Genomic DNA, 24,115 nt, shown 5'->3' with positions numbered 1-24,115 from the left:
ACAAAAATTGTAGCTCCCACGACACAAATCTCCCCTCATGCCGAGCAAAGCCCCAGCCCCGCTGGGCTTGCGTCAGTTGGCACAGTCCCTGCTCTACCCCTGTTGCAAGCGCACAGAGCGCGCTCCTCTTAAGGTAAACGCAATGATCCACTGGCATATCGTGTGTGACTTCGACGGGACCATCACCCCCACCGATGTCATCGACAACGTCCTCCAACGCTTCGCCGGCCCCGAGTGGGAAACCATCGAACAGGAATGGCTGGATGGGCATATCGGCTCACGCGAATGCTTGAGCCGCCAACTGGCGCTGATCAAGGCCACGCCTTCCGAACTGCTGGCGTACTTCGACAGCGTCGAGATCGACCCGGACTTCCCGGATTTCGTCGACCACGTGATCGGCCTGGGTGCGTCCATCGAAGTGGTCAGCGACGGCATCGAGCAGGGCATCGCGCGGATCCTGTCACGCCACTACGTGACCTTGCTGCCGATCCTCGCCAACCGCCTGCGCCAGGTCGACCAGAACAGCTGGCGCATCGACTTCCCGTATGCCAGCGATGCCTGCCGCGCCGCCTCCGGCAACTGCAAGTGCAAGTGCAAGTCCACCCCACGCAGCAAACGCGTGCTGGTGATCGGCGACGGCAAGTCCGACATGTGCGTGGCTTCCACCGCCGACTTCGTGTTTGCCAAGGGCAGCCTCGCCGACTACTGCGTGGCCAACGACATTCCTCACGCGCGCTTCGACACCTTCGCCGAAGTGCCTGCATTGCTGGCGCTGCTGCCACAAGGCATCGCCGCCAACGCCAACTCCTTTACTGCTGACAACCAGGAACTCTTCCATCATGTCTGATATCCGTATCGCTACCGCCGAAGACCAGGTCCTTCTGGATAAAGAAGCCAAGTACTGCTCCTACGGCGACACCGTCCACTACATCGAGCCGCCGCGTATTTTCAGCCGTTGCGAAGGCTCCTACGTGTGGGACACCGAAGACCAGGCCTACCTCGACCTGCAGATGTGGTACTCGGCGGTCAACTTCGGCTACGCCAACCCGCGCCTGAACAACGCGCTGAAACAGCAGATCGACACCCTGCCGCAAATCGCCAGCCAGTACCTGCACAAAGGCAAGATCGAGCTGTCGGAAATGATCGCGGTGGACGCCAAGAAGAAATTCGGCCTCGACGGTCGCGTGCACTTCAACGTCGGCGGTTCGCAGTCCATCGAAGACTCCCTGAAAGTGGTGCGTAACGCCACCAACGGCAAGAGCCTGATGTTCGCCTTCGAAGGCGGCTACCACGGCCGTACCCTCGGCGCCTCGTCGATCACTTCCAGCTACCGCTACCGTCGTCGTTATGGCCACTTCGGCGAGCGCGCGCAGTTCATTCCGTTCCCGTACCACTTCCGTGGCCCTAAAGGCATGACCAAGGAAGAATACGGCAGCCACTGCGTGCAGCAATTCGCCCGCCTGTTCGAGACTGAATACAACGGCGTGTGGGACCCGAAAGTCGGCCAGAGTGAATACGCCGCGTTTTACGTCGAGCCGATCCAGGGCACCGGCGGCTACGTGATCCCGCCGATGAACTTCTACCGCGAACTCAAGCAGGTGCTGGACCAGCACGGCATCCTGATGGTGTCCGACGAAATCCAGATGGGCTTCTACCGCACCGGCAAGCTGTGGTCGATCGAGCACTTCGACGTGCAGCCGGATGTGATCGTGTTCGGCAAGGCGCTGACCAACGGCCTCAACCCGTTGGGCGGCATCTGGGCCCGTGAAGAGTTGATCAACCCGAAAGTTTTCCCGCCAGGTTCCACCCACTCCACCTTCGCTTCCAACCCGTTGGGCACGGCGGTGGGCCTGGAAATGTTCAAGATGACCAACGAAGTCGACTACGGCGCGATGGTCATGGCCAAGGGCAAATTCTTCCTCGAAGGCCTGCAAGACCTGCAGAAACGTTTCCCGATCATCGGCGACGTCGACGGCCTGGGCCTGGCCCTGCGTTGCGAAATCTGCGGCCCGGATGGCTTCACGCCAGACAAGGCGACCCTGGACTACATGGTCGAAGAAGGCATGAAGGGCGACATGGTGGTGGACGGCCAGAAACTCGGGTTGATTCTCGACGTGGGCGGTTACTACAAGAACGTGATCACCCTGGCACCGTCCCTGGAAATCAGCTACCCGGAAATCGAACTGGGCCTGAAGCTGCTCGAGCAACTGCTGGTGCGGGCGACCCATCGGTGAGCCAGGCAGAGATCGACCTCGGTGAAGGTGATGCCGGCTTCGTTCTCGGTGAAGGTCCGGTCGGGATCCTGTTGATCCACGGCCTGACCGGCACCCCGACGGAATTGCGCCAGGTCGCCAAGGGCCTGGCCAGGGCGGGCAACTGCACGGTGTACGTGCCCACGCTGGCGGGGCACTGCGGCGACAACAGCGACCTGCAAGCCACCGGCTGGCGCGACTGGTACGAAGGCGTGCGCAAGACCTTCGTGGGTGTGAAACAGCGGCACCAGCAGGTATTTGTCGGTGGCTTGTCCATGGGCGCAGTGATGTCGATGTACCTGGCGTCGGAGCATCCGGGCGAAGTGGCCGGGTTGCTGATGTACTCCACAACGCTCAAGTACGACGGCTGGAGCATCAACAAAATGGCGTTCATCACGCCGTTGTTGATCCGTATCCCGTTTGGCGTGCGTCTGTTCCGCTTTACCGAAAAGCCACCCTACGGCATCAAGAACGAACGTTTGCGCGCCATCGTTGAACGGCAGATGAAAGAAGGCGAAAGCAGCGAGGCGGGCTTGTTGACGATGGAAGGGGTGACTGTCCGGGAATTGCACTGGATGAACGCCGTGGTCAAGAAACGCATGCCGCAGATCAAGGTGCCGGCGCTGGTGTTGCACTCCATCGAGGATGACATCACCAGCCGCTGGAACGCCGACTACGTGGAGCGCCACCTCGGCGGGCCGGTGACCAAGATCCTGCTGGACAACTGCTACCACATGATCACCGTCGACCTGCAGTACCGCCGGGTGATCGAGTTGAGTGCAGCGTTCATCAACGAGCGAGCTCTATGTAGTGAGCGGGCTTGCCCCGCGCTGGGTGGCGAAGCCGCCCCAAACCCAGACACCTCGGTTTTAACCGGGGGAATGCAGTGTCAGTGATGGGGCTGCTTCGCAGCCCAGCGCGGGGCAAGCCCGCTCGCCACAACAAGCCCGTTCTCCGCCATAGACTCTGACAAAGGACACGATGTGATTACCGCCCAAGCCTTCCCGACCATCCGGGCCATCCAGCGCAGTGCCTGGAACGACTGTTTCCCGGGTGCCTTGGAGGACTGGGACTATTACGTCGCCGTGGAAAACGCCGCCATTGCCGATTTCCAGTGGCGTTACCTGGCGGTTTACCAGGATGGAACGCTGGTGGCGGTGGCTGCCGCATTCATCACGCATTATCGCCTCGACACCACGGTGTCGGGCGCCGGCAAGCGCTTGACCGAGCGTGTCGAACGGCTGTGGCCGGGGCTTTTGCAATTGGGGCTGTATGCCCTCGGTTCGCCCGTGGCCGAACGCTGCGACGTGGGTTTCGCCAGCAGCGTGCCGGATGCGCAGCGTCCGCTGTTGCTCAAGCACCTGCTGGAGGCCGCACGTCAGGATGCCGATGACTTTGGCATCGGCCTGGTGGCGGTCAAGGATGCGCCGAGCAAAGACCCGAACTGGCTCGAGAGCTGTCGGGCCGCGGGCTTCCAAAGCATGCCGAGCTTGCCCACGGGCGTGCTGCCGCTGCCCTACGGTTCGGTGGATGCCTACCTGGGGTCGCTGGGCAAATCCACGCGCAAGGACCTGCGCCGCAAGCTGCGCGCGCCGGGACCGCGGGTGGAGTGGCGGCGCAACATCGATGACGTGCTGCCCGAGGTCATGCGCCTGTACGAGGCCACCCTCACACGCGCCGAGTTGCAGTTCGAGCGGCTGCCCGCCGGCTACTTCACCTCGGTGCTCGAACGGCTTGATGAGCGCGCGGTCTGTGTTCTTTACTGGGTGGACGAGCACCTGGTGGCGTTCAACCTGATCCTGGTGGATGAACACCGGCTGGTGGATAAATTCTTCGGGCATGACGTCGAATTCACCCGCGACTACAACCTGTACTTTCGCAGCTGGCTGACCAATGTCGACTACTGTATTCAACACAATATTGCGCTGTATGAGTGCGGGCAGGCCGGGTATGCCAGTAAGCTGCGCCTGGGTTGCGAGTTCCAGGGCAACAGTGTGTTTTTCCGCCACCGCAACCGGCTGGTCAACGGCCTGCTCAAGCTTGTAAAACTGTTTATTCGACCGGATCGTTCCGACCCTGCCATGGCTGCTGCGATAAGCGAAACCTGATGATCACCAAGACCCGCCAGAAAGCCCGCCCCTTTGCCATTTCGCGTTGGAGCGTCCAGCGCAAGCTGGTGCTGGCGTTCTGGTTGGTCAGCGTGATTCCCACCATGATCGCGGCAGAGTTGGCCGCCACCACGTTGTCGCAGATCTTCGACAGCAACGTGCGCATCTGGCTGCAGGAGTCGACCAAGATCGTCAAGGACGAGATCGGCGACATCCTTCATGACAACGCGCGCATGGCCAAGCTGTTCCTGCGCTACACCAGCCCGCCCTCCAACCGGCAGGCGGCCAAGCACGACCGGCTGACCGCCGACATTGCCGACGCCACGGACATCGACGTGGTCGCGCTGATCCGCGTCAGTGACCACAAACTGGTGTTCAGCACCGCCTCCGACGACATCGTCAAACAGATCAGCCTGACCAGCAACGCGGTGTTGCAGACCGTGCAGGTGGCCGGCGTGAGCACCGGCATCGTGGTGTCCACGTTCGAGACCAACCAGGACGGTGTCGACTACCTGCTGTTGGTGGCCACGTACCTGGACAGCAGTTTCCTCACCAGCGTGGCCGATGTGCATTCCCTCGACCTGCGCCTGTACCTGGCCAACCCCGACGGGTTCTCCGAGATTTTCTCGACCCAGCGCTTCGAGGATCACCCCTCGCGCATCCCCAAGAACGTCGAAACCGCCATGCGCAGCACCAAGCAGCCCAGCGAGCAGTTCACCAATAACTACAGCGGGTTGTACTGGCCGATCTTCAACGACGCCGGCGACTTGCAGGGCGTGATTTTCAGTGGCCTGTTGCGCCACACCAGCCTGGTGGGGCTGGTGAACCAGAGCAACCTGTTCTTGCTGATCTTCCTGCTCAGCTCGGCATTGTCGCTGGCGGCGGGGGTATTGGTGTCGCGACGCCTGACCAAGCCGTTGCGGGACCTGTCCCAAGGTGTGAGCGCGGTGATCTCCGGCGATTACGCGCACCGCGTGGTGGTCAGCGGCGGCGACGAGCTGGCGCAGTTGAGCAGCACCTTCAACCATATGACCGAGCGCCTGGGCGAGTTGCATCACCTTGAAGCCCAGTTGCGCCGGCGTGATCGCCTGCATGCTTTGGGTGAAGTCGCCATGGGCCTGGCCCACGAGATCCGCAACCCACTGGGCATCATCAAGACGGCCACACAGTTGCTGCACCGCCGCGCCGACCTGGCGGACACCGACAAGCGCCACCTGGAATACGTGATCAGTGAAGTCAGCCGCATCAACGACCTGATCACCGAGTTCCTCGACTTCGCCAAGCCCAACCCGCCGCTGCGCGTGTTGCAGCCTGCGCGCCCGTTGGTGGAGGAAATCCTCGGTTTCTGCGCCCCGGAACTGGCCACCCATAATATCGATGCGCACATCAATGACCAGGCGCCGGGGGCGACGATCTACGCGGACGCCAAGCAGCTCAAGCAGGCATGCCTGAACCTGATTATCAACGCCATCGACGCGATGCCCGAAGGCGGGCGCCTGACCCTGGGCATTCGCACGCAGGACGACACTACTGTGATCAGCATCGCCGACACCGGACAGGGCATTCCGGTGGATATGATCGAGCGTATCTTCACGCCATTCGTCACCACCAAGGCCTCCGGCACCGGCCTGGGCCTGGCCAAAGTCTATTCGATCATGGAAAGTCACGACGGCAGCATCGAATGTGCCAGCGAGAAAGATGCCGGCGCCACTTTCAGCCTGTACATTCCGGCGATTGGCGAAGACGACGAGGACAGTCATGACGCATAACATTCTGGTAGTCGACGACGAACCCAAGCTCTGCGACCTGTTGGCGTCGGCCCTGGGCCAGAACGATGTGCAGGTGTTTATCGCCGGCAATGGCCTGCACGCGCTCAAGGTGCTGGAGCAGGAAGACATCGACCTGGTGATCAGCGACTGGCGCATGCCGGGCATGGACGGGCCGGCGCTGCTGGCCGAGATCAAGGTGCGTTACCCCCACGTGCCGGTGATTGTGATGACCGCCTACAGCACGGTGAAAAACGCCGTGCAGTCGATGCGCAACGGCGCCTACGACTACATCGCCAAGCCGTTCGACATCGACGAGCTGGACATCACCGTGGCCAAGGCCCTGCAGTTTCGCGACATCATGCGCGACAACGCGCGCCTGCGTGCCGAGCTGGACGAACACGCGCAGTTCGACAGCCTGGTGGGCGACAGCCCAACGTTTCGCAAAGTGCTGCAAGCGGTGGACTCGGTGCGTGACAGCAGCGCCACCATTCTGCTGACCGGCGAAAGCGGCACTGGCAAGGAAATGGTCGCCCGCGCCATCCACAAGCACGGCAGCCGGGCCGACAAACCGTTCGTGGCGGTCAATTGCGCGGCCATCCCGGAAGGGCTGCTGGAAAGCGAAATGTTCGGCCACCGCAAAGGCGCGTTCACCGGTGCCGTGGCCGACCGGGTAGGGCGCTTCCAGCAGGCCGACAAGGGCACGCTGTTTCTCGACGAAGTCGGTGATATGCCCCTGGCGTTGCAGGCCAAGATTTTGCGCGCATTGCAGGAGCGCGTGATCGAGCCGGTGGGCGATCCCCGCGAACGCAAGGTGGATGTGCGGGTGATCGCCGCCACCAACAAGAACCTGCTGGAGGCGGTGGCCAACAAAGAGTTTCGCGAAGACCTGTATTACCGTCTCAACGTGTTCCCGATCCCGTTGCCGGCCCTGCGTGAGCGCGTGGAAGACATTGCGCCCCTGGCCCGCCACTTCGCCCAGACCCTGAGTGCTACCGCCGGCAAACGCATCACCGGCTTCAGCCCGGAGGCACTGCAGGCCATGGCGGCGTATCACTGGCCGGGCAATATCCGTGAGCTGCAGAACTGTGTGGAGCGCGCGACCATCGTGGCGGCCTCGCCAGTGATCGAGGACATCGACCTGCCGGGTTATCTGTTTGCATCGAAGCCGAGCGAGAGCGCTGTAACGGCGATCCTCAGCGACGGGCCGGGGATTCCCCAGGACCTGGATGCGGCGCTGGCGGAGGTTGAGAAGGCCTACATTCTGGCGGCGCTGCAGGAGAGCAAGGGCGTGCAGGCGGCGGCGGCAGCGAAGATCGGCATTTCGGAGCGCAGCTTCTGGTACCGGCTGAAGAAGCTGGGCATTCAGGTCGACAAAATCGTCCGCTGACCTGTCTGATACACCTCAATCCAAATGTGGGAGCTGGCTTGCCTGCGATAGCGGTGTATCAGTCAGCTCATTTGGCACTGACATACCGCTATCGCAGGCAAGCCAGCTCCCACAGTTTTTTACCGAGTTGTGTCAGGCGTGTAGGCGGACCCAGACGCTCACCAACACCGTCGCGGCTATTAGCCATGCGACTGCGGCCACAGCTAACGAAGCCTCCAACCGCATCCGCTCGACCATCACATACAAGGTCGCCAAATACACAAAGTACGGAATGATCGACCACATCCCGAACAGGATCGTGGTCTTCAAGTCGTCCACCGAACGGCCCTTGCCGACGATGTAGTGGGCGATCAGCGCAAAGGTCGGGAACAGCGGCACCAAGCCTGCGATGTAATAGTTCCTGGTCTTGGCCAGCGCGGCCAGGATCAACACCACTGCCGCGCCAAGGGCGGCCTTCAATATCAGATCCATCAGTGGCTCAACCCGTATTTTTTGACTTTGTCGAACAGCGTGGTCTTGGCCATTCCCAGTTCCTGGCTGGCCTGGGTCAGGTTGCCGCCGCTGCGTTGCAGCGCATCGTTGAGCAGGTTGCGTTCGAAGGCTTCCACTGCCTCGGTAAAGGCCAGGCCGTGGTTGCCGCTACTGGCACCGCTTTTCTTGAAGGCGGGCAGGCCGAGGGCAAAGCGTTCGGCGACGTTGCGCAGTTCGCGCACGTTGCCGGGCCAGTCGTGGCTCATCAGGCTGGACAGGGTCTGGTTGTCCAGTTCCGGCGCGGTGCGGTCGAAGCGCAGGGAGGACTGCTGCAGGAAGTGCTCGAACAGTTGCAGGATGTCTTCGCGGCGTTCGCGCAGGGGCGGCAGTTCCAGGGTCACCACGTTGAGGCGGTAGTACAGGTCGCTGCGGAACTGGTTGGCGCGGCTCAGTTCGTCGAGGTCGGATTTGGTGGCGGCGATCACCCGGCAATCCACCGCCACACTCTGGTTGGAGCCCAGGCGTTCCAGGGTGCGTTCCTGCAACACCCGCAGCAGTTTGATCTGCAGGTTGATCGGCATGCTTTCCACTTCATCGAGGAACAGCGTGCCTTCGTGGGCGTGTTCGATCTTGCCGATGCGGCGCTTGCCGGCGCCGGTAAACGCATTCGCCTCGTGGCCGAAAATCTCGCTTTCGAACAGGTTTTCCGGCAGGCCGCCGCAGTTCAACGCGACGAACTGGTGGTCGTGGCGCCGGCTGAAATCATGCAGGCAGCGCGCGACCAGTTCCTTGCCGGTGCCGGTCTCGCCTTCGATCAGCACGTTGGCCGAGGTGTCGGCGACGTTGGCGATCAGCTCGCGCAGGTTCTGCATGGCCGGCGAGCGGCCAATGATGCGGCCTTCCAGCGAATCGCGCTCGGCCAGCTGGCGGCGCAGCGACCAGACTTCCCGCGCCAGCCCGCGCTGTTCCAGGGCGCGGCGGGCGACGTCGACCAGGCGCTCGGGGGAGAACGGTTTTTCCATGAAGTCATAGGCGCCGTTGCGCATTGCGCCGACGGCCATGGAGATATCGCCGTGCCCGGTGATCAGCACCACCGGCAGGCTTTTGTCCAAAGCCTTGAGGCGCGTGAGCAGCTCCAGGCCGTCGATGCCCGGCAGGCGGATATCGCTGATCACAATGCCCGCGAAGTTCTCGCCGATGCGCTTCAACGCTTCTTCGGCACTGCCTACGCCGACGCTGGGAATATCTTCCAGGGCCAGGGCCTGCTGGCAGCCGAGCAGTACATGGGGGTCGTCTTCGACGATCAGGACGGTGAGGTCGTCTTTAAGGGCTGTAGCGTCTGTATTCATGTCGACTCAGCTTTTTGAGCGCCCGCCAACGGCAGGCACAAGACAAAGGCCGTTCCACCACTGGCCGGGTGTTCCACGGCAAGGTTGCCGCCGGTGGCCGCCGCCAGGCTGGCGGAAAGCGTCAGGCCCAGGCCCAGGCCTTGCTCGCCGGGTTTGGTGGTGAAGAACGGTTCGAACAAATGCTTGCGTGCCTCGGGGTCGATGCCGTGGCCGTTGTCGCGCACTTGCAGGCGGTATTTGCCGTCGACGGTGCTGCCGTCCAGCCACAGTTCGGGGGCCGGCTGGGCTTGCATGGCGTCGAGGGCATTGCCGATCAGGTTGACCAGGATCTGTTCCAGGCGCGTCTGGTCGATTTGCAGTTGGGCGTGGGAAAAGTCGCGGTGCAGGGTCAGCGGCAGGCTGTCCAGGCGTGCGCCGAGTACCTGGAACGCGGCGTCCACTGCCTTGGCAAGGCTGGCTTCGCCCTGGTCGTCGCCGCGTCGGGCGAAGGAACGCAGGCTGGCGGTGATGCGGCCCATGCGGTCGATCAGTTCGTTGATGGTCTTGAGGTTGGCGCTGGCGGTGTCCAGGGCGCCGCGCTCAAGGAAGCGCACGGTGTTGCCGGACAAAGTGCGCAGGGCGGCCAGGGGCTGGTTCAGCTCGTGGGCAATGCTGGTCGACATCTGGCCGATGGCCGCCAGCTTGCCGGCCTGCACCAGTTCATCCTGGGCGCGGCGCAGGGTTTCCTCGGCCTGGCGCCGTTCGCGGATCTGGCCCTTGAGCCGTTCGTTGCTGGCGCGCAGGTCGGCAGTGCGTTCGGCAATCCGTCGCTCCAGCTGGCTGTTGGCTTCCTGCAGGGCTTCCCGCGCGGCGAGGCGGGTGGCGATGACTTTGCGTCGCTCGTTCCAGGCAATCAGCAAAAACGCCACCAGGCCAAACGCGACTGCCACCAGGATGCCCTGGTTGATGGCGGCGCGGCGCAGGTCGTTGAGCGGGGTCAGCAGGGTGAAATTCCACGGTGTGTCGTTGAGCGGACGGGTCTGGGCCAGGTAGCTGACTTCATGCTCGTCGTTGACCACTTCGCTGTTGGCCGGGAAGGTCAGTTTCTCGGTGCCTTCGTTGAGGCGCTCGCGAGCCAGGGGTTCCAGCTCGTTCAGTGTCGCCCAGTAATATTGCAGGCTGTGGGCCAGGCGGTCCTTGGTGTCATCGCTCAGCGGGCGCACGGCCTTGAGGCGACGAGCCGGGTCGCTGGAGAGGATGATGATGCCGTTCTCGTCGCTCACAAAGGCTTCGAGGCGTGCGCGTTGCCAGCGTTCTTCCAGGGCTTCGAGGCGTACCTTGACCACGGCGACGCCGATGATCTTGCCGTGCTCCTCCAGGCCGTGGGCCAGGTAGTAGCCGGGTTCACCATTGGTGCTGCCGATGCCATAGAAGCGGCCGGGCTGGCCACGTACGGCGTTCTGGAAGTAGGCGCGGAAGGACAAGTCTTCACCCTGGTAACTGTCGGCATCGCGCCAGTTACTGGTGGCCAGCACGCGGCCGGTGGTGTCCATCACGTAGATGGCCCGACTGCGACTGCGTCGGTTCAGGCCTTCGAGGTAATCGTTGACGGTCTTGCGGGTTTCCTGGTTCGGGTCGGCCAGCAGCGTGGAGACGCTAGACTCCAGTTCCAGCAGGCTGGGCAGGTAGGTGTATTTGCTCAGTTCGCTTTCGACGGTGCGGGCGTGCAGCTCCAGCTGGCGTTCGCCGGTGTCGCTGAGGGTGCGGATGCCGTAGTACTCACTGATCCAGAAGCCGATATAACCCAGGCCGATCATCAGGGCGATGATCAACGGCGGCAGGAACAGTTGGCGGATCAGACGTGGTTTCACGGCAAGTGATGGCGGTGCGGCGCGAAATTGGTTGGGGTCGCATTTCATCACAGATGCCTTGGGTCAACCAGCAATGTAAGCCAGCTTGCGGGGTGTACGGGCTAATTGTGGTGAGCGGGCTTGCCCCGCGCTGGGCCGCGTAGCGGCCCCAACTGGATCATCAACGTGACTGGTTTTAGGGCTGCTTCGCAGCCCAGCGCGGGGCAAGCCCGCTCACCACAGAAGCCCTTTCACCACAACAAGTCCGTCCTACAGGGGCGGTGTTGCTTTTTAGTGCTGCAGGATTTTCTCGAGGAAGTGCTGCGCGCGTTCGGAGCGGGCGCTGATGTCGCCGAAGAATTCCTCTTTCGGGCAGTCTTCGATGATCTTGCCGGCGTCCATGAAGATCACGCGGTCGGCCACTTTACGGGCGAAGCCCATTTCGTGGGTCACGCACATCATGGTCATGCCTTCGTGGGCCAGTTGCACCATCACGTCGAGCACTTCGTTGACCATTTCCGGGTCCAGCGCCGAGGTCGGTTCGTCGAACAACATGACGATCGGGTCCATGGCCAGGGCACGGGCGATTGCCACACGCTGTTGCTGGCCGCCGGAAAGCTGGCCCGGGTGCTTGTGGGCGTGAGCCGACAGGCCTACACGCTCCAGCAGCTGCAGGCCCTTCTTGGTGGCTTCTTCCTTGCTGCGGCCGAGCACCTTGATCTGCGCGATGGTCAGGTTTTCGGTGATGGTCAGGTGCGGGAACAGCTCGAAGTGCTGGAACACCATGCCCACGCGCGAACGCAGTTGCGGCAGGTTGGTCTTCGGGTCGGCAATCGAGGTGCCGTCGACCACGATGTCGCCCTTCTGGAACGGTTCCAGCGCGTTGACGCACTTGATCAGCGTGGACTTACCCGAGCCGGACGGCCCGCACACCACGATCACTTCGCCTTTTTTAACCTCGGTGCTGCAATCGGTCAGCACCTGGAAGTCGCCATACCACTTGTTGATGTTCTTGATAGAGATCATACGGCAAACCTTTTTTGCAGACGCTTGACCAGCAGCGAGGCGGAAAAGCTGATGATGAAGTAGACGACACCGGCGAAGATCAGGAACTCATTGGAGCGGCCGATGATGTCGCCGTTGGAGCGGGCGGAGTTGAGGAAGTCCACCAGGCCCACGGTGTAGACCAGCGAGGTGTCCTGGAACAGGATGATCGACTGTTGCAGCAGCAACGGGGTCATCTTGCGGAACGCCTGGGGCAGGATGATCAGGCGCATGGTCTGGCCATAGGTCATGCCCATGGCCTGTGCCGCTGCCATCTGGCCCTTGGGGATCGACTGCACGCCGGCCCGCACGATTTCACAGAAGTACGCGGCTTCGAACATCATGAAGGCCACGACGCAGGAGGTGAACGCACCGATCGGGGTGTCTTCGCCGGTGATCCAGCGCAGCACGAACGGCACCGCCAGGTAGAACCAGGTGATCACCAGTAGCAGCGGGATCGAGCGGAAGTAGTTCACATAGGCGCCGGCCACGCGTGACAGCAGTTTGCTGGACGATAGGCGCATCAACGCCAGGATCGTACCCAGCACGATACCGCCGACCACGCCCATGACCATCAACTGCAGGGTCATGACCATGCCGTTCCACAGGCCCGGGATGGCGGGGATGATGCCGCTGAAATCGAAGTCCATTATTTACCCCCCACGGAGATCAGGCCGGGCACGGCGACTTTCTTCTCGACCACGCGCATCAGCAACATCAGGCTCATGTTCAGGGTGAAGTAGATCAGCGTGGCCAGGGTGAAGGCTTCAAACAGGTTGGCCGAGAACTCGGCGGTCTGTTTGGTTTGCGCCAGCAGTTCCATCAGGCCGATCAAGGACGCCACGGAGGAGTTCTTGAAGACGTTGAGGAATTCCGAGGTAAGCGGCGGAATGATGATCCGGTAGGCCTGCGGCAGCAGCACGTTCCAGTAGATCTGCGGCAGCTTGAAGCCCATGGCGCGCGCGGCGGATTCCTGGCCGCGTGGCAGCGCCTGGATACCGGTGCGCACTTGCTCGCACACACGGGCGGCGGTGAACAGGCCCAGGCACACGACAACGCTCAGGTAGGCCGAGGTGGTCGGGTTGAGGTCTTGTTTGTACCAGTCCTGCAGGTTCTGCGGCAGCATGTCAGGTACCAGGAAGTACCAGATGAACAGCTGAACCAGCAGCGGCACGTTACGAAACAGTTCCACGTAGCAGGTCGCGATGCCCGATACGATGCGGTTTGGCACGGTGCGCATGACGCCCAGAATGGACCCCAGCAGCAAGGCGATAATCCATGCCACGACAGCGATGGCGATGGTCCAGCCCAAACCGGCGATGTACCAGTCGAGATAAGTCTCGCTGCCCACGCCGGTGGACTTGAAGAACACGCCCCAGTCCCAGTTGTAATTCATTAGGGTCTCCCCTCGAGATCGATCGATGTACAAGCACCCGCTTGGGGAAAATCCATTCCCGCCTGGCGATGAACGCCAGGCACACGCGATCGGCTCGAAAACCGCCAGGTCGAGTGTTCCAAAATAAAGCCAGCAGGTAGTAACAGACGCCTGAGGGAGGGTTGGCTCCCTCAGGAGATAAGCTTAGTCAGGTATCAGATTTTTACGTCAGGCGCTGGCTTGTCGCTTGGGTTGGCGATCAGCTCCTTAACCTTGTCGCTCATCGGGAAGTTCAGGTTCAGGCCTTTTGGTGGGATCGGGCTCTCGAACCACTTGCTGTAGATCTTGTTGATTTCGCCGGATTTGTACAGGGCAACGATGGCGTCATCGACCGCTTTCTTGAAGGCTGGGTCGTCTTTACGAACCATGCAGGCGTAGGCTTCGAAGGACTGCGGAGTACCGGTGATGACCCAGTCGTCCGGCTTCTTGGCCTTGGCTTCTTCGCCGGCCAGCAGGGCGTCGTCCATCATGAAGGCAACGGCGCGGCCGCTTTCCAGCATCTGGAAGGATTCGCCGTGGTCTTTGGCGGAGATGACGTTCATGCCCATTTGCTTGTCGGCGTTCATCGCTTTGATGATGCGCTCGGACGTGGTGCCAGCGGTGGTCACGACGTTCTTGCCTTTGAGGTCAGCGAAGTCGGCGTAGCTCGGCTTGCCATCCTTGTCTTTCTTGACCAGCAGGCGGGTGCCGATTTCGAAGATGTTGACGGTGAAATCAACTTGCTGGGCGCGTTCGGCGTTGTTGGTGGTGGAGCCGCACTCGAGGTCGGCGGTACCGTTCTGGATCAGCGGAATACGGGTTTGCGAAGTGACCAGGTTGTACTTGGCCTTCAGGTCGGGTTTGTTCAGGTCTTTTTTCAGTTGCTCGACGACGGCCAGCTGAATGTCGTGGGAGTAGCCCACTGGCTTACCCGAACCATCCGCGATGTAGGAAAACGGAATGGAGCTGTCGCGGTGAGCGAGAGTGATGGTGCCGGAGTCGTTGATCTTCTTCAGAGTGCCGGTGAGTTCAGCGGCGAACACTGGAGTGCTGATCAGAGCAGCAGCGATAGCTGCGCCCAGAATATGGGGAACGATGCGCATCAATACTTCCTCGACATTTGTTTTTTTTATGAAGCCGGCTAAACGGCTCTCTTGTACAGCGAATGCCCGTGACGGCTCCTGAGGCGTCCCAGGCAATCGTCCAAGAGTGTAGAGCATGACTCGTGCCACACCTGAGGTTAAAGGTTATCTGTTTGATTTATAAAGAAATTAACTTTGTGTGACGGTGGATTTACAAAGACAGGATCCGGCAAACCGAATGGTGCGGTATACGCCGTTCGGAAAACCGAATGGTAGGCAAGGTATAGAACAGGCATGAAAAAGCCCCGCAGGCATTACCTGCGGGGCTTTTTCAGCTACAGGGTCAGAATGTGTAGTCCGCCGACACGACCGCCGCTCGGCCATCGCCCGGCACCGCCCAGCCGTTGTTACGGATGCGGGTCAGGTATTCCTTGTCGAACAGGTTGTTGACGTTCAACTGCAGGTTCAACTGTTTGTTGACCTTGTAACCGAGCATTGCGCGCTGCACCGCGTAGCCGGGCGCAGTCGGTGCCCCGGCAGCGCTGACCAGGTATTGCTTGGATTGCGCCGTAATGCCGTAGCCCACCTGGAAGTCATAGGGCAGGTCGTACACCGTCCAGACGCTGGCCGCATGTTTCGGCGTGAACGGCAGTGGCTCGCCTTTCTGCGCGTCGAAACCGGTGGTTGCCAGGGTGTAGTCGCTGGCGCTGCGCAGGACGCGCGTGTCCAGGTAGGTGTAGTTGGCGAAAACCTTCCAGCGGTCCGTGAGCGCACCGCTCAAGCCCAATGCCACGCCGTCCGCACGGGCTTTGCCGTCGAGTGATTGCGTGCCGCTCAGGTTGGTCGGGTCGGGATCGGCGACTTTGTAGTTGGTGCGGTCATTGCGGAAGATCGCGCCGGTGACCGAAAGGGCATTGTCGAGGAAGTCCCACTTGGTGCCGATTTCATAGCTGACGGCGGTTTCCGGGGCAACGTTGCAGTTGTTGGTGGCGGCAGTGTTGTTTTTGGCCGGGGTATAGCAGCTGCCGTTGACGCTCGCCTGGGACGGCGTCTTGCTGTTGCCGTAGGCGATGTAGACGCTGCCGTTTTCCGCCGGCTTATAGACCAGCGCCAGGCGGTAGGAGGTCAGGTCGTCCGATTGGCCGAAGCGCAAGCCTGGGGTTTCCACGCCGGTGCTGGAGTAGGCATTGGTCACCGAACTGCCCGCGTTGTGTTCGTAACGCACACCGCCATTGATTTCCCATTGCGGGCTGAGTTTGAGCGTGTCGAACGCATAGGCGGCGCGGTTGTTGAGCGCACCGTCGACGTGGGCTGCGCGGGTGAAGTTGACGGGCCCGGACCAGTAGGAATCAGGGTCGCTGTAGCTGACCGGCGGTGGTGTGATTGTGCTGCCGTTGCTGTTGGTCAGCCATTTTCCGGTGTCCGCCTCGTATTCCTCGCGGCTGATGGCGATGCCGGTGACCAGCGTGTGGTCGATGAAACCGGTGCTGAAATGGCTGGTGACGTCGGTCTGGTTGGTGAACATCTTGTTCTGGGTGTTGCGCTCGTTACCCAGTGAACCGCCGGAGGGCTGGAAGAAGCCTGGGGACAGGCCTGCGGTACATGGTGCACCGGTGATCTGAGTGCCGCTGGCCAGGCAGCCAGCCTGGGCGCCCTCGGGGCCGGAGGCGCGCAGGTCCTGGTGGACGCGTTCGAAACGACTGAAGTTGCGGACCGACACCGCATCGTTGAAGTCGTGTTCCAGTTTCAGGCTGAGCGCGTCCGAGGTGATCTGCTGGTCATTGATGTTGTGATAACCGTAGAAGTCGCTCCACCCCACACCGGGCATCGGTTTGCCGTTGTAGATCGGAATGCCGTACTGCGGCGTGTTGTCATCCTTCTGATACTCATAGCTGACGGTGACACGCGTGGGTGTGCCCAGGCCAAACGCGATGGAGGGCGCAATGCCCCAGCGTGAGTAATCTTCGTAGTCACGGCCCGGCATGTCGTTGCCGTGGGCCATGAGGTTCAGTCGAAACGCGGTGGTGTCGTTGAGCGTCTGGTTGGTGTCCAGGGTGATGCGTTTGTAGTTATCGGTGCCGAGGCCTGCGCTGAGGGTGGTTTTGTCGTGCAGTTCCGGGGCCTTGGTCACCAGGTTGATGGTGCCGCCGACCGCACCGGAACCCGAATACACCGAGCTTGCGCCGCTGACGACCTCGACCTGCTCCAGATTGAACGGGTCGGTGCGGCTGTATTGAGCACTGTCGCGCACGCCGTCCACGTAGATGTCACCGCTGGCCGAGAAACCGCGCAGGTTGATGCTGTCGCCGTAGCCACTGCCGCCTTCGCCGGCACCGAACGTGATGCCCGGCACCGTGCTGAGCACGTCGCGCAGGGTCAGCAGGTTCTGGTCATGAATCACTTCCTTGGGTACCACCGTGATGGTCTGCGGCGTGTCGCGCAGTGCTTCGGTGTACTTGGGCGAAGACGGTGCGACAGGGTTGTAGGTGCTCTGGGCCTGACCTTCGATGCTGGTCGCGCCGAGTTGGATGACCCCGCTGTTGTCGTCGGTTGCGGCATCCGCCGCATAGGTAAAGCTTCCCTGCGCAGCCACTGCCAAACCCACAGCCGATGCGAGCATATGCCGCGACGAGAGGGGGGCGGAACGGATGCCAGCTGTCATTGAATGATCTCTTGTTAGTAGGAGTGAGAGGTGGTCGTGTTTGATAACCAATCTCAAATGTAATAGATTGTTACAGGATGATTCATGAAAGTTCTGTAAGGTTCGATCACGGGGCGGGAGACAGGAATGCAAAGCAGTGAGCCGGCGGATTTGGCTGATAACCCCCGTGCCTATACGCGCTGGGTCATGCACGCCGCGCAGTTGGGGGATGCCGACGCACAGGCGACCTTGGGCCAATTGCTGCTTGATGGCCGCGGAATCCAGCAGGACCAGCCCCTGGCGCTGAGCTGGTTTCGTATCGCCGCACGCCAGGGTCATCCGATGGCGATCAATATGATCGGACGTTGCCTGGAGCATGGCTGGGGCGACGCGATCAATCTGGAGCAGGCCGCGCAACACTACCGGCGAGCCGCCGGCCTGGGGCTGGATTGGGGCTTGTACAACTACGCTCAACTGTTGACGCGCGGCCGTGGCGTCGGGCAGGACTTGGCCGCAGCCTTTCAGTTGTTTCAGCAGGCGGCCGCCATGGGCCACGCCAAGTCGATGAACCTGCTGGGGCGGTTTCATCATGAGGGGGTGGTGGTAGCCAAGGATGTTCTACTGGCGCGGCAGTGGTATCAACGCTCCGCCGAGGCCGGGGATTTTCGCGGGCAATACAACCACGCGTCGGAGCTGGCTGAGGCCGGTGACGAAGGGCAAGCCTGCGCGTGGCTGGAACGTGCGCTCGCGACGGCCACACCGGGTTTTCTACAGGCGGCCTATCCGATACTGCTGGGTTCTGCCTTCAGCGGGATTCGTGAAATGGGGTTGCGATACCAGCGTGAGGCCCAGGCCACATAAAAAAGCCCCTGGACCTCACGGTGCAGGGGCTTTCGAGGGCGGCCTGATCAGGCCGCTTCAATCTTTGCGCGGTTCTGTTCAACCTTGGACAGGTAGCGCTGCACGTTGTCCTGTTCTTCGGGTGTGGTGAACAGGCCGAGCTTGGTACGGCGCCACAGCACGTCCTGGGACTGAGTTGCCCATTCTTCGGTGCACAGGTAATCGACTTCGCGGGTGTACAGGCCGCCACCCAAGTGGTCGCCCAGGTCCGCCAGCGATTGCACGCCTTCCAGCAGGCGCCAGGTACGGCTGCCGTAGGTGGTGGACCAGCGGCGGGCGATTTCACTCGGTACCCAGTCGAACTTGCTGCGAATGGCGTCGGCCAGCGCTTGCGGCGTGGTCATGTCTTCGCCGCCGGGCAGGCTGGCGGTGGCGGTCCAGCTTGGGCGCATCTGGGTGAAGTACGGCGCCAGTTGCGCCATCGCCGATTCAGCGAGCTTGCGATAAGTGGTCAACTTGCCACCAAACACCGACAGGATCGGCGCTTCGCCCGTACCGCCGGACAGCGCCAGGGTGTAGTCGCGGGTGATGGCCGACGGGTTGTCCGACTCATCGTTGCACAGCGGGCGCACGCCGGAGTAGGTGTGGACGATGTCGTCGCGGCTCAGTTGTTTCTTGAAGTGCGCGTTGACCACCTTGAGCATGTAGTCGGTTTCACCTTCGGTGATCGCAACGGCAGCCGGGTCGCCGGTGTATTCGCGGTCGGTGGTGCCGATGATAGTCAGGTGGTTCAGGTACGGAATGGTGAAGACGATGCGCTGGTCTTCGTTCTGCAAAATGTGTGCGTGGGCGCCTTCGTACAGTTTCGGCACGATCAGGTGGCTGCCCTGGATCAGGCGGATACCGTAAGGCGAGTCCAGCTTGAGGTCGTCCTTGATGAATTTGGCGACCCAAGGGCCGGCGGCGTTCACCAGGGCGCGGGCACGGATCGAGAACAGGCTGCCATCGGCGCGTTCCATGTTCATTTCCCACAGGCCTTTGCTGCGATGAGCGCTGACGCAACGGGTCTGGGTGTGGATGTGCGCGCCTTTTTCGCGGGCGGCCATGGCGTTCAGCACCACCAGGCGGGCGTCATCGACCCAGCAGTCGGAGTATTCGAAGCCTTTGGTTATCTCGCTTTTCAGCGGGCTGTCGGGGCCGAACTTGAGGCTTTTCGAACCGGCCAGTTTTTCGCGCTTGCCCAGGTGGTCGTACAGGAACAGGCCGGCGCGGATCATCCACGCGGGACGCAGGTGCGGGCGGTGCGGCAACACGAAGCGCATCTGCTTGACGATGTACGGGGCTTTGGCCAACAGCACTTCACGTTCGGCCAGGGCTTCACGCACCAGGCGGAATTCGTAATGTTCGAGGTAGCGCAGGCCGCCGTGGATCAGCTTGCTGCTGGCGGAAGAGGTGTGGCTGGCCAGGTCGTCCTTTTCGCAAAGGAATACCGACAAACCGCGCCCGGCTGCGTCTGCTGCAATGCCGACGCCATTGATCCCGCCACCGATAACGGCGACGTCATAGACTTCGGCAAGCGGTGGGGCAGGCAAGGTAGAAGGGTTCATCGGCTGGCCTCGCGATCTTTTTCGTATTGGAATTCGAACATTAATGTTCATTTGCGAAAATGGTAGCTGATAAACGCGCGCACAGCCACCCGACTTCGATTGAAAAAACTCATCGAAGCGGCGGGAAAGGAAAATTTGTGAACATAAAACGGTAGGAGCCGGCTTGCCGGCGATGGCGTCCATGAGGTCGCTATCGCCGGCAAGCCGGCTCCTACAAGGTGGGGGTATTACACGACTTCCAGCCGAACCTTATGCTGGCTCAACAACTGCACCAGCGCCGGCACCGGCTGCTGGTCGGTCACCAGGCAGTCCACCAGGCTGATCGGGCCCAGGCGAATCATGGCGTTGCGCCCGAATTTGCTCGAGTCCGCCGCCAGGATCACCTGGCGTGCATTGGCGATGATCGCCTGGGAAACCCGGACTTCCTGATAGTCAAAGTCGAGCAGGCTGCCGTCCTCATCGATGCCGCTGATGCCCACCAAGGCAAAATCGACCTTGAACTGGTTGATGAAGTCGACACTCGCCTGGCCCACCACGCCACCATCACGGCGCACATTGCCGCCAGTCAGCAACACGTCGAAGTCGTCCTTGGCACTGAGCATGGTGGCGACGTTGAGGTTGTTGGTGATGATTTTCAGGTGGTTGTGGTTGAGCAACGCGCGGGCGATGGATTCGGTGGTGGTGCCGATATTGATGAACAGCGAGGCGTGATCGGGAATCTGCGCGGCGATGGCTTCGCCGATGCGTTGTTTCTCGTCGCGCATCTGGTCGGCACGCATGGCGTACGCGGTGTTTTCGACGCTGGAGTCATAGGCCGCGCCGCCGTGGTAGCGGCGCAGCAGATTGGCGTCCGCCAGCTGGTTGATATCGCGGCGGATGGTTTGCGGGGTGACAACGAATAGCTGCGCCATTTCCTCGATACTGACGTAGCCGCGTTCACGGACCAGTTCGAGAATTTGTTGCTGGCGGGGAGGCAGATTCATGGGGCGTCCTTTGGGCTGCCATACAAAAGTGGCCCATGATGACGCAGGAATCTGCTCCCTGCCAGTTACAACCCTATATGGGTCCGGCGCTTGGCTTATTCAGCGCCTTCGTGGGGCTCCCAGTCGCGGGTGCGGCTCACGGCTTTTTGCCAGCCGGCGTAGAGTTTTTCCTTGGCCGCTTCGTCCAGTTGTGGTTCGAATTCGCGCTCGATCACCGCCTTGCCGCGCAACTCGTCCAGGCTGCCCCAGAAACCACACGCCAAGCCGGCCAGGTAGGCGGCGCCGAGTGCGGTGGTCTCGCGCATTTGCGGGCGTTCGACCTGGGTGCCGAGGATATCGGCCTGGAATTGCATCAGGAAGTTGTTGGCCACGGCACCGCCGTCTACGCGCAGGGCCTTCAGGCGTTCGCCCGAATCCTGTTGCATGGCGTCGAGCACGTCGCGGGTCTGGTAGGCAATCGACTCCAGCGCGGCACGAATGATGTGGTCCACGCGCACGCCGCGGGTCAGGCCGAACAGTGCGCCACGGGCATACGGGTCCCAGTACGGAGCGCCCAGGCCGGTGAAGGCCGGGACCAGGTAAACGCCGTTGCTGTCCTTGACCTTGCCGGCGAAGTATTCGGTGTCGGTGGCATCCGCGATGATCTTCAGCTCGTCACGCAACCACTGCACGGTGGAGCCGCCGTTGAATACCGCGCCTTCCAGGGCATAAGCCACTTCACCACGTGGGCCGCAAGCGATGGTGGTGAGCATGCCGTGCTTGGACTTCACCGCCTTGTCGCCGGTGTTCATCAGCAGGAAGCAGCCGGTGCCGTAGGTGTTCTTGGCTTGGCCGGCTTCGACGCACATCTGGCCGAACAGTGCCGCCTGTTGGTCACCGGCAATACCGCCGATGGCGATGCCGCTTTTGGTGCGGCCATAGATTTGCGAAGACGACTTCACTTCCGGCAGCATCTCGCGCGGCACGTCGAGAATCTCCAGCATCTTCGCATCCCACTCCAGGGTGTGGATGTTGAAGAGCATGGTGCGCGAGGCGTTGGTGTAGTCGGTGACGTGGGTCTTGCCGCCGGTAAATTTCCAGATCAGCCAGCTGTCGATGGTGCCGAACAGCAGCTCGCCGTTGCGCGCACGCTCGCGGCTGCCTTCGACGTTGTCGAGGATCCACTTGAGCTTGGTACCGGAGAAGTAGGGGTCGGTGACCAGGCCGGTGGTGTCATTGATGTATTGCTCGTGGCCGTCGCGCTTGAGTTGCTGGCAAATCTCGGTGCTGCGGCGGCATTGCCAGACGATCGCGTTGTAGATCGGACGGCCGGTGACTTTGTCCCACACCACGGTGGTTTCACGCTGGTTGGTAATACCGATGGCGGCGACCTGGTCATGGTGCAGGCCGGCCTGTGCCAGCGCTTCGACCATCACCGCGCTCTGGGTGGCGAAGATTTCCATCGGGTCATGCTCGACCCAGCCGGCTTGCGGGTAATGCTGAGTGAATTCACGCTGGGCGGTGCAGACCACGTTGGCGTCACGATCGAAGATGATCGCGCGGGAACTGGTGGTGCCCTGATCAAGGGCAATGATGTAGTTCTTATTCTGAAGGTCGGTCATGTCAATTGCCTTGGACGAAATAAGGAAGTCAGAAATCAGCCTGGGCCGCAAAAGGGCAGGTGGACCAGGCTGGCGTTTTCAGGAAATACGCGTCTTGCCGTTGACAGCCGTGTCAGGTGTTTCTTCAGCTATAGCAGGTGCGGCGCTCGGCAGATGTCGGGCAATCAGCCCGCGATAGGCCGCAGCACCGAGGCATGCGCCGACAATCGGCGCGAAAATCGGTACCAGGAAGTAAGGAATGTCACGACCGCCAGTAAAGGCCATTTCACCCCAGCCGGCGAAAAAGGTCATCAGCTTGGGGCCGAAATCCCGCGCCGGGTTCATCGCAAAGCCGGTCAACGGGCCCATGGCGCTACCGATGACGGCGATCAGCAGGCCGATCAGCAGCGGGGCCAAGGGGCCGCGTGGCAGGCCGTTGTTGTCATCGGTCAGGGCCATGATCACGCCCATCAGGATGGCAGTGATGACCATTTCCACCAGGAACGCCTGGGCAGTGCTCAACAGTGCATGGGGGTAGGTTGAGAACACCGACGCCAACTCCAGGCTGGCCTGGGAGCCACGCACCATGTGGTGGGTTTGTTCGTAATCGAAAAACAGATTGCTGTAGAGCGTGTACACCAAGGCCGCCGAGCAGAAGGCGCCGGCGATCTGGGCGAGGATATAGAAAGGCAGTTTGCGCTTGTCGAAGTCGGCGAAAATACACAGCGCGATGCTGACGGCCGGGTTGAGGTGGGCCCCGGAAATGCCGGCGCTCAGGTAGATCGCCATGCTGACGCCGATCCCCCAGATGATGCTGATCTCCCACAAGCCAAAGCTGGCACCCGCGACCTTGAGCGCAGCGACACATCCTGTACCGAAGAAGATCAGAAGCGCAGTCCCCAGGAATTCGGCCATGCATTGGCTCGAAAGTGAAGGCTGTTGAAGAGCAGTTGTCATGGAAAACCTCAGTTGTTGTTCTTGTCTGGCGCACGACCTCAACGGGCTGTTGCGCGATTTTCACCGTGGCAAGGATCCCCATCCCGGCCACGGCTTACTGCTCGAGTACCGCAGGTCTATTCCTACAGTATTCGGAAACGAAAAAATATAGACAAGAATGACGGCTGTCAAAGGTCGAAAGTGAACTGTCGGTCACTTTCAAACTATTGGTCTGGTGAATGATCACGCTTGTCACATGGCGCGTGCACCTTAAGAGTGGGCGGACTAGAGCGTTTTGTGTGGGCTTGGCCTAGAATTGGCCATCTGTTTGCCACGCTCCGGAGACTCCATGACCCCCGCATTGGATCTGTTGAAAAAAGTTCGCGCCGAACATCGCATCCACAGTTACGAACATGACCCCAAGGCGGCTTCCTATGGGCTGGAGGCCGCGGAAAAATTGGGTCTCGACCCGGCGCAGGTATTCAAGACCTTGCTGGCCTGCAGTGAGAAAGGCGAATTGTTGGTGGCGGTGGTGCCGGTCGTCGGAAGTCTGGATCTGAAAGCCCTGGCGCACGCGGCAGGCGTCAAGAAAGTCGAAATGGCCGACCCGGCAGCGGCGCAGCGTTCCACCGGTTATTTGCTGGGCGGCATCAGCCCGCTGGGCCAGAAGAAGCGTTTGCGCACGTTTATCGATGTGACGGCGCAGCCCTTTGCGACGATTTTTGTGAGTGCGGGGAGAAGGGGCCTGGAGGTTGAATTGCCAGCGGCGGTGCTGGCTGAACATACCCAGGCCAAGTTCGCGGAAATTGGCCGGGTATGACGC

20 protein-coding genes are annotated in these 24,115 nt (G+C 61.3%); 8 read left to right on the top strand and 12 right to left on the bottom strand.

Annotated features, from left to right (window positions below):
* Window positions 1-142: 142 nt before the first annotated feature.
* The 6 genes from BM70_RS0115715 (at window position 143) to BM70_RS0115690 (ending at window position 7,516) form a co-directional block, all read left to right on the top strand.
* Window positions 143-847 carry an MtnX-like HAD-IB family phosphatase gene (locus BM70_RS0115715; protein ID WP_025856896.1) on the top strand — a complete coding sequence of 235 codons (705 nt, stop codon included), beginning with the start codon at window positions 143-145 and terminating at the stop codon, window positions 845-847.
* Window positions 840-2,234 (top strand): aspartate aminotransferase family protein, encoded by a 1,395-nt coding sequence (locus BM70_RS0115710; protein WP_025856895.1) that lies wholly within the window; start codon window positions 840-842, stop codon window positions 2,232-2,234. Before BM70_RS0115715 ends, BM70_RS0115710 begins: the two co-directional genes overlap by 8 nt.
* Entirely contained in the window at window positions 2,231-3,148 is a 918-nt protein-coding gene (locus tag BM70_RS0115705) for a carboxylesterase (RefSeq protein ID WP_025856894.1), read from the top strand. The genes BM70_RS0115710 and BM70_RS0115705 overlap by 4 nt, the downstream gene beginning before the upstream one ends.
* 87 nt (window positions 3,149-3,235) lie before the next feature.
* Entirely contained in the window at window positions 3,236-4,360 is a 1,125-nt protein-coding gene (locus BM70_RS0115700; protein WP_025856893.1) for a GNAT family N-acetyltransferase, read from the top strand.
* Window positions 4,360-6,129 carry a HAMP domain-containing sensor histidine kinase gene (locus BM70_RS0115695; RefSeq protein ID WP_025856892.1) on the top strand — a complete coding sequence of 590 codons (1,770 nt, stop codon included), beginning with the start codon at window positions 4,360-4,362 and terminating at the stop codon, window positions 6,127-6,129. Before BM70_RS0115700 ends, BM70_RS0115695 begins: the two co-directional genes overlap by 1 nt.
* Window positions 6,119-7,516 carry a sigma-54 dependent transcriptional regulator gene (locus BM70_RS0115690; protein WP_025856891.1) on the top strand — a complete coding sequence of 466 codons (1,398 nt, stop codon included), beginning with the start codon at window positions 6,119-6,121 and terminating at the stop codon, window positions 7,514-7,516. Before BM70_RS0115695 ends, BM70_RS0115690 begins: the two co-directional genes overlap by 11 nt.
* A gap of 132 nt (window positions 7,517-7,648) precedes the next feature.
* Here BM70_RS0115690 and BM70_RS0115685 read toward each other — a convergent pair whose 3' ends face one another.
* From BM70_RS0115685 to BM70_RS0115650, 8 genes are all read right to left on the bottom strand, one after another.
* A complete protein-coding gene (locus tag BM70_RS0115685) occupies window positions 7,649-7,978 on the bottom strand; it encodes a GlpM family protein (RefSeq protein ID WP_177326560.1) in 330 nt (109 codons plus the stop codon).
* Window positions 7,979-7,986: 8 nt separating this feature from the next.
* Window positions 7,987-9,336, bottom strand: coding sequence for a sigma-54 dependent transcriptional regulator (locus BM70_RS0115680; RefSeq protein ID WP_025856889.1), 1,350 nt, complete (start codon window positions 9,334-9,336; stop codon window positions 7,987-7,989).
* On the bottom strand, window positions 9,333-11,234 hold the full coding sequence (locus BM70_RS0115675; protein WP_025856888.1) for a sensor histidine kinase: 1,902 nt from the start codon (window positions 11,232-11,234) through the stop codon (window positions 9,333-9,335). The genes BM70_RS0115680 and BM70_RS0115675 overlap by 4 nt, the downstream gene beginning before the upstream one ends.
* Window positions 11,235-11,456: 222 nt before the next feature.
* A complete protein-coding gene (locus BM70_RS0115670) occupies window positions 11,457-12,191 on the bottom strand; it encodes an amino acid ABC transporter ATP-binding protein (protein WP_025856887.1) in 735 nt (244 codons plus the stop codon).
* A complete protein-coding gene (locus BM70_RS0115665; RefSeq protein ID WP_025856886.1) occupies window positions 12,188-12,859 on the bottom strand; it encodes an amino acid ABC transporter permease in 672 nt (223 codons plus the stop codon). The genes BM70_RS0115670 and BM70_RS0115665 overlap by 4 nt, the downstream gene beginning before the upstream one ends.
* A complete protein-coding gene (locus BM70_RS0115660; RefSeq protein ID WP_025856885.1) occupies window positions 12,859-13,605 on the bottom strand; it encodes an amino acid ABC transporter permease in 747 nt (248 codons plus the stop codon). Before BM70_RS0115660 ends, BM70_RS0115665 begins: the two co-directional genes overlap by 1 nt.
* 194 nt (window positions 13,606-13,799) lie before the next feature.
* On the bottom strand, window positions 13,800-14,726 hold the full coding sequence (locus BM70_RS0115655) for a glutamate/aspartate ABC transporter substrate-binding protein (RefSeq protein ID WP_010212760.1): 927 nt from the start codon (window positions 14,724-14,726) through the stop codon (window positions 13,800-13,802).
* 322 nt (window positions 14,727-15,048) lie between these two features.
* Complete coding sequence (locus BM70_RS0115650; protein ID WP_025856884.1) at window positions 15,049-17,367, bottom strand: TonB-dependent siderophore receptor; 2,319 nt, start codon at window positions 17,365-17,367, stop codon at window positions 15,049-15,051.
* A 126-nt stretch (window positions 17,368-17,493) separates the two neighbouring features.
* Between BM70_RS0115650 and BM70_RS0115645 the strand changes: the two genes are divergently transcribed.
* Complete coding sequence (locus BM70_RS0115645; RefSeq protein WP_025856883.1) at window positions 17,494-18,207, top strand: tetratricopeptide repeat protein; 714 nt, start codon at window positions 17,494-17,496, stop codon at window positions 18,205-18,207.
* A 47-nt stretch (window positions 18,208-18,254) separates the two neighbouring features.
* Here the strand turns inward: BM70_RS0115645 and glpD are convergent, their stop codons facing one another.
* From glpD to BM70_RS0115625, 4 genes are all read right to left on the bottom strand, one after another.
* On the bottom strand, window positions 18,255-19,793 hold the full coding sequence (gene glpD, locus BM70_RS0115640; protein WP_025856882.1) for a glycerol-3-phosphate dehydrogenase: 1,539 nt from the start codon (window positions 19,791-19,793) through the stop codon (window positions 18,255-18,257).
* Window positions 19,794-20,020: 227 nt separating this feature from the next.
* Window positions 20,021-20,776: a DeoR/GlpR family transcriptional regulator gene (locus BM70_RS0115635; protein ID WP_025856881.1), complete on the bottom strand. Its 756-nt coding sequence runs from the start codon at window positions 20,774-20,776 to the stop codon at window positions 20,021-20,023.
* 95 nt (window positions 20,777-20,871) lie between these two features.
* The gene (gene glpK / locus BM70_RS0115630) at window positions 20,872-22,377 is read right to left on the bottom strand and encodes a glycerol kinase GlpK (RefSeq protein WP_025856880.1); all 1,506 of its coding nucleotides are present in this window, start codon (window positions 22,375-22,377) and stop codon (window positions 20,872-20,874) included.
* A 78-nt stretch (window positions 22,378-22,455) separates the two neighbouring features.
* Window positions 22,456-23,313, bottom strand: coding sequence for an MIP/aquaporin family protein (locus BM70_RS0115625; protein WP_025856879.1), 858 nt, complete (start codon window positions 23,311-23,313; stop codon window positions 22,456-22,458).
* Between the two features lie 328 nt (window positions 23,314-23,641).
* On the opposite strand from BM70_RS0115625, the gene ybaK reads away from it, so the two are divergent.
* Window positions 23,642-24,112, top strand: a complete 471-nt coding sequence (ybaK, locus tag BM70_RS0115620; protein ID WP_025856878.1) for a Cys-tRNA(Pro) deacylase — start codon at window positions 23,642-23,644, stop codon at window positions 24,110-24,112.
* Window positions 24,113-24,115 lie beyond the last annotated feature (3 nt).

The sequence above is a fragment of the Pseudomonas sp. CHM02 genome, from assembly GCF_000612585.1.
Classification (GTDB): domain Bacteria; phylum Pseudomonadota; class Gammaproteobacteria; order Pseudomonadales; family Pseudomonadaceae; genus Aquipseudomonas.
Note: the sequence above shows the minus strand (reverse complement) of the source record. Positions and strands in the feature narration are given on the sequence as shown.